Below are 12,117 nucleotides of genomic sequence, written 5' to 3'. Positions count from 1 at the left end.
CTGTGCGCGCCGGATCGCATAATATCTCCTCGGGAACCGAAGGTTTTGCGTTTTCAGGCGCTGACAACTTTGAACTTAGCGGCTTTTAGAAGCGGCTACTGCTTCTGCCTGAATAATGCACATCTCGCCGACCTCAGGGTCAGCGCCCAGATGACGAGCAATAGAAGACGTCAGGCAAGATAGGCCTTGTGCAGGATGTCGGGATTTTGCCGCAGTATTTCCGGCGCCCCACTGAAAGAAAACCGGCCGCGCGACAACACATGCGCGTCGTGTGCCTCGTTCAGCGCGAGGGCAGTGAATTGCTCGATCAACAGGATGCCGGTTCCCTGGGCGGCGAGACGGGACAGAACAGCCATCAGCCGTTTGACGATCAGGGGCGCGAGCCCAAGCGACATCTCGTCTGCGAGGATGAATTTCGGCCGGGCAACAAGGCCTTGGCCCAATGCCAGCATCTGCTGCTGGCCGCCGGACATGGAGCCGGCACATTGCTTCTTGCGCTCCGCCAGTTCTGGGAAAATGGCATAGACCTCGTCCACGGCCTTTGTTGCATCGGCCGCCGATTGCTGGAATCCGGCCGCCTGCAGGTTGTCCTCCACATTGAGGCCTGAGAGCACGCGATGGCCTTCCGGGACCGCGGCAATGCCGGCGGCACGCACAACCTCCGGCGATTGCCCCGAAACCACGCGTCCATCGACCGTCACCGTACCCGAGGCGACCGGCAGAGCGCCGGCAATCGCCAGCACCAGCGAACTCTTGCCCGCGCCATTGGGGCCGAGCAGTGCAGTGATGCGACCGCTCTGCAAAGTGAAGCTCAGGTCATCGATGACCCGCTTGCCGCCGCGCTCGACCGACAGTTTGCTGACCGTAAACGTACTCATGCAGCCATCTCCTCCATGCCCAGATAGACTGCGCGGACTTTTGGATCCCTCAGCACTGTGGCGGTTGCGCCAACGGCAATCAGCGATCCGAAATCAAGAACCATTGTGTCCTGGCAGACCGCCTGGATGAGATCAACATCGTGGTCGATCAGCAGCGTCGTTGCGCCATTGAAGGCCCTGATGGCGCTGATGATCTGGCGAAGCCTGTCAACCTCGCCCTGTGAAAACCCGGCGCCGGGTTCATCGAGGAGGATCAGCCTCGGTTTGCCGACGATACAGCGTGCGATCTCGACCATCCGGCGCTCGAAGGCGTTGAGCCCTGCGGCATTCAGGTGACGAACGGCAGAAAGGCCCACGAACTCCAGAGCGGCCATCAGCGCATGTTCGCGCTCGTTCCCCGACATGGCGAGCGGGTCGAGTACGACTCGAACATTGTCCTCGACCGACAGTTCATCGACCACCTGTTCCTTCTGGAAGGAACGGCGCAGCCCCCAGCGTGCCCGCTGATGCGGCACGAGGCGAAGAATGTCCGTGCCGTCCATGGTGATCCGGCCGGATCGGGGCGTGACGAAGCCCGACAGGACATTGAGGAAGGTGGTCTTACCGGCGCCGTTCGGGCCGATGATACCGAAGACCGGCTTGTCGAGGGTGACGGTCAGGCAGCTGAGCGCGGTGACACCGCCGAAGGTGACGGTGACGTCGTCGATCGAGATCATCGTTTCTCCCCCCGTGCGTTCAAAACACTGACCGCCTCGGTCAACTGACCGGCGAGGCCTTTCGGCGCGGTGATCAGGGCGTGGATCAGGGCGAGGCCGAAGATTACATAGGCGGTATCGCCATTTATACCGAGGTCGTTGAGGTAAGCCGGAACCAGCCGGTAGAGCAGGGCGGCAATCACCGCGCCATACCAGTGCCAGGCACCGCCAACGATGGTCAGCGCGAATATCATCACCGATTCCGCAGGCGGAAAGGAGCGGGCGTCGAGAAGCTGCAGGTTGCCCGCCAGAAGAGCGCCTGCCACTCCGGCAAGAAAGCCGGACAGGGCGAAACCCCAGACCTTGTAGAGGGTAACGTCAACCCCAGCTGCCATGGCAGAGGCCTCGCTCGTGCGGATCAGGGCCCAGCCACGGCCCGCACGGCTGTGCTCATGCCAATCGATCAGCAGGAAACCAAGCGCTACCACCAGCATACAATAGCCGAAATAAGCACTGTCCGTCTGGGCGAGATAGGGGCGCGGCATGTAGGTGACGGCCTGGACGGCAAAGCCGGTGAGCCCGCCGCCGCCGTTGGGAAACTGCAAGACGTTGATCAGGATGCCGAAACCGCCAGCGGCCATCAGCGTGATCAGAGCCAGATAGAGGCCGCGCATGCGTAGCGCCGGGTAGGCGAGCACCATGCCTATCATCCCGGCAAACACGCCGCCAGCAAGGAGGTTTAGTTCGAACGGCAGACCGAGGCCATGAGCAAAGCGCAGGGCGATCCAGCCGCCGCAGCCCATCAGCGCCACCTGCGCAAGGGATACCAGCCCAAGCCGGCGATACAGCAACGCGATGCTGGCGGCGGTCAGCGTATAGATTGCAGTGCCGGTCAACACCTTCACCCAGAGCGCATTGGCGGCGAGGGGCACGATAACGGCCATCGCAACGAAAAACATCTGCGGCGCGTATCTCTGCAATAGTGGTCTCAAGGCCGTGTGGGACATGGCGGTTTTTCCGGCGAGCGGTTCGATGACAGTTTGCATGGCGTCAATCCTGTCCGGCGAATGTCAGTTTGCGGCCGCGCTGCATCCACATCATCGCAATGATCGCGACAAGGAAGGGCGTTGCCACGCGGAAGGGCGCAAGGGGCTTGTAGAGGGTCATCAGGCTTTCGAGCATGCCGATGGCGAGCCCTGCGGCAAAGGTCGCGGTGATCGACGAAAGCCGGCCGATGATAGTCGTGGCGATGATCGGGATGACGAGAAAGGTCAGCACCGCCGGATCGAGCCGCACCAGGGTGGCAAACAACAGACCTGTGAAACCGGCAAGAACTCCGGATATGCCCCAGGCCAAAGTTTCGACGCGCCTGACCGGCGTTCCGAGGATGGCCGCGATTTCGCGATTGTCGGCAAGCGAACGCATCATCAGGCCGATGCGCGTGCGGGCGAGGAACAAGCCCATGCCGAGTGTCACGCCGATGCCGGCAGCCAGTGCGGTCAACCGCGTCGCGGTCACGCGCAGGCCGAAGATCGACAGCGATAGGCTGTCGGGTGTCAGCGACAGCTTGCGCGGCGTGACCATCCAGATCAGATTCATAACGCCCAGCAGGGCAAGTGCAAATCCCAGGGTCGCCACCGCCTTGACCACCGGTTCACGATGGGCAAGCCCCGGGGCGATCAGCCGGCCGAACGTCAGCGACAATACCAACGCGACGCCGATGCAGGCGAGCCAGGCAAGCGGCTCTGGCCATTTCCACTGCAACAGCTGCCAGGCGGTCATGGCACCTGCGGCGCCCATGGCGCCGTAGGCAAAATTTAGCACGCCCGTGGCGCGGTTGAGAAGCACCAGCCCGACGCCGCCGAGGGCATAAAGCGCCCCGACGGCTAGACCGGAGACCAGGAACAGGCCGAGAGCGTTCATCGCGCATCCAATCAGTTGGTGGTGATGCCGAGTTCTTTTTCCGCGGCGCGGATCGGGTCGAGATAGGCGCTGTCGACGTCGGCGCATTCGCTAATGACCTTGAAGCCATTGCCGGCAATCTGCACCATCATGTTGGCATGATTTGGCAGATGCCGATCCGCCTTGCCGACATAGTACGAGCCGCACAACAGGTCGGACGTTTCGTTCTTGATCTGCTGGATCGCCTCGGTCACCGCAGCCCGATCGATCTTGGCCGGATCGAGCTTCAGCAGGGCATCGACGAAGAAGCGAGCCGAGAGATAGCCGGACTGGCTGAAGGTGTCGCGCGGGTCTTCTTGCCGTGCGTACTTGTCCATGACCGCCCGCCAGTTGGTGGCGTCAGGTCCGGTACCGTCGATCGGCGTCAGTTCGATATTGACGTTCATCACGCCGTTCCAATAGGCGCCGAGCATGCCGGGCACGTCGGCATCATAGAGCGGGGTCGAGGAAATCCACTTGAAATTGTCGCGAAGGTTTTGCTCCTCGACGGATTTCAGATAGGCGGCGGCCATGCCCGCTGGCAGGTTGACGAGGACCGTGTCGGCGCCGCTGGCGACTGTTTCCAGCACGGATGCATTCATGTCGGCTGCGGCTGGGTCAAGCAGGATGCTCGTTCCCATGAGGCCCTTTGCCTGCATGTACTTTTCCGTCCAGCCGCAGGAGTAAGGGCCAACCGACGGAATTGTGAGACCGATGCACACGACATTCTTCGCGCCGAGACTGGCGACCGCCCATTGTGCGGCACCGACGCTGGAAGGCAGCGGCCCCTCGTTGGTGGAAACGATGTTCGAGGACTCGAAACACTCCGCCACGGCACAGGCCGAGGCCATGGCCATGACGCCTTCAGCGGCATAGAGTTTGGCGTTGACGCCCATTTCGACAAAGGACCCGTTGCCGACAAGAGCTACGACCTGTTCGTCCTTGACCAGTTTGGTCGCGACCTGGCTGGCGACTTCCGGATTCCACTGGTCATCCTCGACCAGATACTCGATCGGCCGGCCGTTGAGGCCGCCATTTTCATTGACGCAACTGAAATAGGCGCGCGCCGCGTCGGCTGAGGACGAGAAGTCGTCGGGTCCTGTCTGGCCGACCACGGCACCCACCTTGATCGGTTCGCCGGCCGCCTTCTGGCCATTGTTGAGCCCGCAGGCGGGTGCCGCGAAGGCTGAGCCGCCGCTGAAGATGATCGCGGCGGCGGATGCCGCAAGAAACAGAGTTGTCCTGGTCATGTGTTCTCCTCCCAAAGAAATGTTGCATGAAGGTAAAAAAGGGCGCCGCTCTCACTTATGCGGCGGCCTCCGTACCGAGAATGAAGCGGGATGCGCGCTCGCCGATCATGATGCAGGGCGCATTGGTGTTGCCCGATACGAGCGTCGGCATGATGGAGGCATCGGCGACCCGAAGGCCCTCGACACCGCGCACCTTCAGATCCTCTCCAACGACCGCCATCCGATCCTCGGCAGGGCCCATCCTGGCGGTTCCCGCCGGATGGAAAACGGTCTTGGAAATGCTCCGGATATAGTTGCGAAGGGCGATCGGATCTTTCTCGAGGCCAGGTTCCGGCAACACCCGCCGTTTGACAATGCGCGCCAGGGACGGAGCCTCGGTGATCCGGATTGCCCATTCGACGCCGCGCACAAGGGTTTCCAGATCCGCCGGATTGGAAAAGGAATTGGCGTGAAAGAGGGCGCTGTCCTTCGGATCGGCCGAGCGCAACTTGACAGTGCCGCGGGATTGGGGCCGCAGGAAGCAGGGGCCGATCGAAATCCCGTGGCCCGGCGCGGCTGCGCGTTCGCCAAAGCCGACAAAGCTCGGCAGCACATGGAACTGGACATCGGGCTGTCCGGTGCCGGCCGTATCGACGAAGCCTCCGGATTCGACCACGGTCGAGGTCAGCAGGCCCGTTTTGGTGAGCAGGTAGTTCAGCATGTGGCCAACGGCCCGGAGCCCCTTGTCCTGCCCGAACATGGAGATCGGATCCTTGACTTCGACCTGTACGGTGGCCTCGAGATGGTCCTGGTAGTTCTCGCCAACGCCGGGCAGATCGGACACGACGTCGATGCCATGGCTCTGCAGATGGGCGGCGGCGCCGATACCGGACAGTTGCAGGATCTTCGGCGTGGCGATGGCACCGGACGTCAGAACGATTTCGCTGCGGGCCTTGTACGTTGCTCCGGTCTCGGTCAGGACACCGACGGCCTTCTTGCCCTCGAAAAGCACCTTGTGAACGCGCGTACTGGTCAGGATCGTCAGGTTGGGACGCTTTTCGGCGTTGCGCAGGAAGGATTGCGCGGAACTCCGGCGCCGTCCGTTATGGGTCGTAGTTTGATAGAAGCCGACGCCCTCCTGGGCCTTGCCGTTGAAATCCTCGTTATAGGGGATTCCCGCTTCCTGAGCTGCGCGGATAAACGCCCAGGACAGGGGGTGGCCAAAGCGGCGGTCAGAAACCTTGAGCTCACCGTCTGCGCCATGGAATTCGTCGGAGAGACGCTGATTGCCCTCGACAGCCCGGAACGCCGGCAACACCTTGTCGTAGGACCAGTTGCGACACCCCATCTGGGCCCAGGTGTCATAATCTTCCCGCTGACCGCGAATGTAGATCATCGCATTGATCGAACTGCCGCCGCCGATGACATGGCCCTGCGGTACGACGTTTGGCTTGCCGTTCAGGCCCTTGTCAGGCTCCGAGACATAGAACTGGACGTCCTTGCCCTTTTCGATGACCTTGAAAAAGGTCGCCGGGATGTGGATGAACCTGTCGGCATCCCGCGTGCCGCTCTCTATGAGCAGCACCCTGTTGCCGGGGTTCTCGGAGAGACGTGCCGCGACGACGCAGCCGGACGAGCCGCCTCCCACGATAATGTAGTCAAATTCGTTCATGATAGGCTCCATCGCGGCTGCACGCATAAACAGCGCATGCCGGGTGTTTAACGTCAGCAGAAGACGGTCTGGATGGTGGTGAATTCCTTCAGTCCGTCGGCGCCGAATTCGACGCCGATACCGGACTGCTTTACCCCACCAAACGGGGCATTCGGCTGGATCGCACCATGCTTGTTGATCCAGACCGAGCCGCATTCGAGACGGCTCGCGACCTCTTTTGCCCTCGCGAGGTCCGTTCCCCAGACCGAGCCGCCGAGGCCGGCCGGATTGTCGTTGGCCTTCCTGATCGCTTCCTCGACATCGCCGTAGCGGATGATCGGCAGGGCCGGACCGAACTGTTCATGGTCGACAAGCTTGGCACCATGGTCGATGTCGGCTACCAGCGTCACTGGATAGAAGTAGCCGGGGCCGCCGTTGGGATTGCCGCCGGCCAGGATGCGGCCACCTTTGGCTTTCGCATCCTCGACAAAGGACGCGACGGTTTCATATTGCATCCTGTTCTGCACCGGGCCGAGCACCGAACTTTCGGCCATGCCGTCGCCAACCGGGATGTTGGCGGCGTAGGCGGCGAGATGCTCGCAGACGGCGTCGTAGATGCTGTCGTGGACGTAGAGGCGCTTTAGGCAGGCACAGGTTTGGCCGTTGTTGATGAAGGCGCCCCAGAAGAGGCCCTCGGCGATGGCCCTCGGATCGGCATCGGGCAGGACGATCCCGGCGTCGTTTCCGCCGAGTTCCAGGGTCAGACGTTTCAGCGTGTCGACGGCGCTAGCCATGACCTTCTTGCCGGTTGCGGTGGAGCCGGTGAAGGTGACCTTGGCGATCCCCGGATGGGCAGTCAGTGCGGCGGCGATTTCGTTTTCGCCGGTCACCACATTGACGACGCCCGGCGGCAGAACCTCGTTCATCAACTCGACGAGCCGGATAGTGGAAAGCGGCGTCATCGGCGATGGCTTGATGATGACGGTGTTTCCCGTACGGATGGCGGGGATGATGTGCCAGCTGGCGATCATCACCGGCCAGTTCCAGGGCGTGATCGAGGCGACGACACCGATCGGCTTGCGATGCAACTCGACACGGCCTTCCGGCGCATCCTGAAGCACCTCGACGGGAAGCTCGATTTCTGCCGTATGGCGGGTCCAGGCCAGTGCACCGCCGACTTCAAAGCGTGAACCAAGGCCGTTGAGCGGCTTGCCCTGCTCGAGGGTCAGCAATTGCGCCAACTCCTCGGCATGAGCTTCGATCTTGGCGGCAACGGCACGGCATGCATCGGCAAGCTCGGTGCTGGATTTCAGTTTCCACGTCGCGAATGCCTGGGTAGCTGCTTCAACCGCGGCATCAAGGTCGGCATGAGTCGCCATCGGCATGGCACCGACGATGTCGCCGGTAGACGGGTTGCGAATGTCCGCGTGATTTGCGGTTTCCACCGCGGTACCGCCGATGAGCAGCGTATAGCGCTTCATGTCGAGCTCCTCCCAAAGCAAATGTTTCGGGAGGCATTCAAGTCCATATGCGCCGCGATGTCTTGGATTTGGGCGCGGCCCGAATAGGACAAAAGCGCGGGGGTCTAGTGCTGCAGGATATCCTTCGGCGAACAGTCGAAGGTTTTGCGAAAGCAGCGGTTGAAATAGGAAATGTCGTTGAAGCCGGCGGAATAGGCCACCTCGGCGATGGTCGGCGCCGACGGCACGTTCTTCATCTGGAGCAGCTGTTCGTGAACCAGGTGCAGCCGCCGCAAGCGGATGAGAGATGTGGCAGTGGTGCCGAGCGCCGAGAAGTCCTCTTGCAGGGTCCGCAGCGAGATTCCGACCTTGTCGGCCAGCCACTGAGGTGTCAGGTGTTCGTCCGTGAGGTGCCGGTCGATTAGAATCTGGACGATTTCCAATCGCCCGCCCGCATTGTCAGCCGGAAAGGACTGATCCGGCTCCTCATCCATTGCGAAGGCCTGACGCGTGGCGCTGAACAGCAGCTCTCGCAAATTCTGCGCCCGCTTGTCATGGGCATCGGTGCGGATCAGCTTGGCGACCAGCGCCCGCAACATGGCCGACATCGGGTCTTCGGCTTCGAGCCGCCGCGAGATCTCCACCTGTGCCGCCTTGCCGGCGACGATCAACTGGCGTGGCAGGTGAACGGAGAGGTGGTTGGAGAAATTCCCCCCGAAATGAAAGATTGAGGGTGCCGAGCTGTCCACCAGAATGCAGTCGCCCGGCGCGATGATCGATTGGCGGCCCCGCTGCTCGATGCCGCAGGTTCCCTCCAGTTGCAACAACAGGAACAGGTTCTCGCCGTAGTCACGCTTGATGTCGACGAAATCGCGATGGATGATGTCGAGATCGTTTGCCACCTGTGCCAGTTCCAAGCCGCCAGCGTCCATGATCGTAGCGCTGCCGGTGACGACTTTGCACTCGGCGCGGCGCGGATTGAAGCTGCCGCAGATTGATTTCAGTTGATCAGTCCAGTCGTCTACCGGGGTCACGGGCCATTGCTCGGGGATCATCGCCCCGAATTCCACCATTTGCTGCATGTCAGCCTCCTCCCAAAGACCGATTGAACATTCCCGGTCTCCACCGAGATATTTTTCATGTTAAGGAAGTAGTCTTCGGGGCATTTGTCAACTCTATTGCGGTTGGATCACCCGGGATCTGCGACCTCCCGTAATTGCGCAAGCGAAAAAAATGCGGATAGAAAGAACCAGCATGAAGAACGAACCGATCGACAATAGAGAAAGCGGCATAAGTTCTGTGGGCCCCGTTACCCGCGAACGCCGCTCGCTGGCGATTGGGCTCCTGCGAGCCCGTGAAGCGGTCATGAGCCACTTCCGGCCAGTCCTCGCGGCCCATGATTTGACCGAGCAGCAGTGGAGGGTAATACGGGCGCTTGCCGAGGCCGGAACGCTGGACGCCACGGACGTCGCGGAAAAAGCTTTCGTTCTTGCGCCCAGCCTTACCCGCATGATCCGCTCGCTCGAGGAGCGCGGTTTTATCATTAGGCACAAGGACAAGGCGGATGGGCGGCGGGTGCTTCTGAAGCTCGCCCCTCCCGGCCGGGCCATTATTGATGACGTGATGCCGGACAGCCGTCGGGTCTATGCGGAAATTGATGCCCGCTTCGGTGCGAGCCGTGTCGAAGAGTTACTCACCATGCTCGACGACCTTGCCGCTCTAAAACTCGACGGCAAGCCAAGCGGCGAGGACGCCTAGCTCAGTAGGTGTTGGTCGTCGCCAGCGCCTTGGCCGGCGTGGCGGCCTGAAAATCGGAGAGCAGCCTTGTCGTGGCATTGGCGAGCAGTGTCACGTCGTTGCCGATCGCGACGAAGGTGGCCCCGAGTTCAAGGTAGCGCTTGGCAAGGTTGAGGTCGCCAGTGAGAATGCCCGCAGCCTTGCCATGGCTCTGGATGCGCAAAAGGGCCCGTTCGACCTCGGCCTGAACTTCTTGTGCGCCCGGCTTGCCGAGATAGCCCATATCGGCGGCGAGATCGGCCGGCCCGATGAACACGCCGTCCACGCCGCCGGTCGAAGTGATCTCGTCCAGCGCCGCCAGACCCGCCCGACTTTCGATCTGCAGCAACAGGCAGATTTCATCATCGGCGGTCTGTAGATAGTCGGGAATCCGGTTGAAAGCCGAGGCCCGCGCCAGGGCTGCGCCGACGCCGCGCACGCCGTGCGGCGGATAGCGCACGGCTTTCACCATGGCCTCCGCCAGTTCCTTGCTGTCGACCATCGGCACAAGCAGCGTCTGCGCGCCGATATCGAGCAGCTGCTTGATGATATGGGTCTCGCCGATCGGCGGCCGGATGATCGCTTGGCTGCCGCTTCCCTTCATCGCCTGCAACTGGGATACCAGAAGCGGGATGTCGTTCGGTGCGTGCTCGGCGTCCAGCAGCAGCCAGTCATAACCGGCTCCAGCGGAGATCTCGACCGTGTAGGGATTGGCGAGCGCCTGCCAGAGGCCGATCTGGGCACGACCCTCCTTCAGCGCCTGTTTGAAAAGGTTCCGCGGTGAGGGCATGATGGCGATCCTTATTCGAAGAACAGGCTGATGGTGCCGTAGGGGCCGAAGTCGCCGATAATGGTGTCGCCATGCCGGGCTTCGATCGGCCGGATGAAGGAACCGGCGAGCACGACCTGTCCCGCCTCGATGCCGTCGCCGTATTGCGCCAGCCGGTTGGCAAGCCAGGCGACGCCCCGGGCCGGCTGGTTGAGCACGCCGGCGCCGAGTCCGGTTTCCTCCACTTCGGCATTGCGGGATACGATCGCGCCCATCCAGCGCATGTCGACCTGATCGGGGCGCACCGCCCTGCCGCCGGTGACAATACCGGCATTGGCGGCATTGTCCGAAATCGTGTCGTGGACGGTGCGGGCCTTTTTTGTTTCCGGGTCGATGCGCAGGATGCGGGTGTCGAGAATTTCGAGCGCCGGCGTCACATAATCCGTGGCGTTCAGGACATCGAAGACGGTGACGCCCGGACCCTTTAGCGTCGCCTTCATCACGAAGGCGATCTCGGCCTCGATGCGGGGCTGGATGAAACGGTCTTTCGAGACGGTAGCGCCATCCTCGAAAACCATGTCATCGAAGAGTACGCCGGAATCCGGGATGTTGATGTTCAGTGCATATTGCATGGCTTTGGAGGTCAGCCCGATCTTCCAGCCGATCACCTTGCGGCCCGCGGCGATCTTCCTTTGCACCCAGGCGCCCTGGATCGCATAGGCGTCGTCCATGTCGATTTGCGGGTATTGGAGGGACAGGAGCCCGGTCTGGACGCGCGTGCGCTCGGCCTCGTCGAGACGGGTTGCGGCTTCCTCGATCTGGTCTTTCGTCAGCATGGCTCAAACCTCGGCGGCGATGATGTTGCGTAAGGTTCCGATGCCGTCGGCTTCGACTTCCACGACGTCACCGGGCTTCAGCCAGATCGGCGGATCGAAGCGCGCGCCGGCGCCGGTCGGCGTACCGGTAACGATCACGTCGCCCGGGACCAGGGTGGTGAAGGTGGAGATGTAGTTGATGATCTTGCGGAAGGAAAAGATCATCCGGCTGGTGCGGTCGCTCTGGCGGACTTCGCCATTGACGCGCGTCTCCAGCTTGATGTCGGCAAGCTGGCTTTCGTCGGTATAGGGAACGAGCCAGGGGCCGATCGAGCCGGTGCGGTCGAAATTCTTTCCCTGCGTCACGTTGAACTTGGCGTGGCGGACCCAGTCGCGGATCGTGCCTTCATTGCAGAGCGACAGCGCGGCGATGTGATCGAGCGCCTGCGCTTCGGGTATGCGCCGCCCACCCTTGCCGATGACGATGACGACCTCGCCTTCATAGTCGAGCTGTGGGCTTTCCGGTGGCCGGATCAACGGCTGGTCATGGCCGGTAAACGAGCGCGGAAAGCGAATGAACAGGGACGGGTTGGCGGGCGCCGACTGGCCGTCCTTGTATTCCTCGTTGCGGTCCGGGAAGTTCACACCGACGCAGATGATCTTTTCCGGCTGGGGAATCGGGATTTCGTAAGCGATCTCGGACAGCGCGAAATCGTCGGGAAGGCTCGCTGCGTCTTCGGCCAGCAAGGTGAGTGCGCCTGCTTCGATGACTTCCCGCAAGGTTGGCCATTTCGATCCGTGACGAGCGGAAAGGTCGACAACCCCTGTCTCAGTCAGCAGGCCATAACCGGTGCTGCCATTGCGGGAAAAGCTGACGAACTTGGGATGAGACATGGTTTCTCC

12 protein-coding genes are annotated in these 12,117 nt (G+C 61.8%); 1 reads left to right on the top strand and 11 read right to left on the bottom strand.

Going from position 1 to position 12,117, the window contains the following annotated elements; translation table 11 throughout:
* Window positions 1-170 precede the first annotated feature (170 nt).
* The 8 genes from ACSQ2W_RS21975 to ACSQ2W_RS21940 all read right to left on the bottom strand — a co-directional run bounded on the left by ACSQ2W_RS21975 (window position 171) and on the right by ACSQ2W_RS21940 (window position 8,936).
* Window positions 171-878, bottom strand: coding sequence for an ABC transporter ATP-binding protein (locus tag ACSQ2W_RS21975; RefSeq protein ID WP_436088306.1), 708 nt, complete (start codon window positions 876-878; stop codon window positions 171-173).
* A complete protein-coding gene (locus ACSQ2W_RS21970) occupies window positions 875-1,594 on the bottom strand; it encodes an ABC transporter ATP-binding protein (protein ID WP_436088305.1) in 720 nt (239 codons plus the stop codon). The genes ACSQ2W_RS21975 and ACSQ2W_RS21970 overlap by 4 nt, the downstream gene beginning before the upstream one ends.
* The gene (locus tag ACSQ2W_RS21965; RefSeq protein ID WP_436088304.1) at window positions 1,591-2,619 is read right to left on the bottom strand and encodes a branched-chain amino acid ABC transporter permease; all 1,029 of its coding nucleotides are present in this window, start codon (window positions 2,617-2,619) and stop codon (window positions 1,591-1,593) included. Before ACSQ2W_RS21965 ends, ACSQ2W_RS21970 begins: the two co-directional genes overlap by 4 nt.
* A gap of 4 nt (window positions 2,620-2,623) precedes the next feature.
* Entirely contained in the window at window positions 2,624-3,496 is an 873-nt protein-coding gene (locus ACSQ2W_RS21960; protein WP_436088303.1) for a branched-chain amino acid ABC transporter permease, read from the bottom strand.
* A gap of 11 nt (window positions 3,497-3,507) precedes the next feature.
* Complete coding sequence (locus ACSQ2W_RS21955) at window positions 3,508-4,764, bottom strand: ABC transporter substrate-binding protein (protein ID WP_436088302.1); 1,257 nt, start codon at window positions 4,762-4,764, stop codon at window positions 3,508-3,510.
* Window positions 4,765-4,819: 55 nt separating this feature from the next.
* Entirely contained in the window at window positions 4,820-6,415 is a 1,596-nt protein-coding gene (locus ACSQ2W_RS21950) for a GMC family oxidoreductase (protein ID WP_436088301.1), read from the bottom strand.
* A 53-nt stretch (window positions 6,416-6,468) separates the two neighbouring features.
* Complete coding sequence (locus ACSQ2W_RS21945) at window positions 6,469-7,875, bottom strand: aldehyde dehydrogenase family protein (protein WP_436088300.1); 1,407 nt, start codon at window positions 7,873-7,875, stop codon at window positions 6,469-6,471.
* A gap of 104 nt (window positions 7,876-7,979) precedes the next feature.
* Entirely contained in the window at window positions 7,980-8,936 is a 957-nt protein-coding gene (locus ACSQ2W_RS21940) for a helix-turn-helix domain-containing protein (protein WP_436088299.1), read from the bottom strand.
* Between the two features lie 172 nt (window positions 8,937-9,108).
* Here ACSQ2W_RS21940 and hpaR point away from each other — a divergent pair, with 172 nt between their 5' ends.
* Window positions 9,109-9,612, top strand: coding sequence for a homoprotocatechuate degradation operon regulator HpaR (hpaR, locus tag ACSQ2W_RS21935; protein WP_436088298.1), 504 nt, complete (start codon window positions 9,109-9,111; stop codon window positions 9,610-9,612).
* 1 nt (window position 9,613) lies between these two features.
* Here hpaR and hpaI read toward each other — a convergent pair whose 3' ends face one another.
* From hpaI to ACSQ2W_RS21920, 3 genes are read right to left on the bottom strand one after another with little or no spacing between them, the layout of a single operon-like run.
* Entirely contained in the window at window positions 9,614-10,420 is an 807-nt protein-coding gene (hpaI, locus tag ACSQ2W_RS21930) for a 4-hydroxy-2-oxoheptanedioate aldolase (RefSeq protein ID WP_436088297.1), read from the bottom strand.
* 11 nt (window positions 10,421-10,431) lie between these two features.
* On the bottom strand, window positions 10,432-11,235 hold the full coding sequence (hpaH, locus tag ACSQ2W_RS21925; protein ID WP_436088296.1) for a 2-oxo-hept-4-ene-1,7-dioate hydratase: 804 nt from the start codon (window positions 11,233-11,235) through the stop codon (window positions 10,432-10,434).
* Window positions 11,236-11,238: 3 nt separating this feature from the next.
* Window positions 11,239-12,108 carry a fumarylacetoacetate hydrolase family protein gene (locus ACSQ2W_RS21920; protein WP_436088295.1) on the bottom strand — a complete coding sequence of 290 codons (870 nt, stop codon included), beginning with the start codon at window positions 12,106-12,108 and terminating at the stop codon, window positions 11,239-11,241.
* Window positions 12,109-12,117: the final 9 nt, after the last annotated feature.

Source organism: Pararhizobium sp. LjRoot255, from assembly GCF_964252905.1.
Lineage (GTDB): Bacteria > Pseudomonadota > Alphaproteobacteria > Rhizobiales > Rhizobiaceae > Pararhizobium.
The sequence above is the reverse complement of the archived record's forward strand: the minus strand, read 5'-3'. Positions and strand labels throughout refer to the sequence as shown.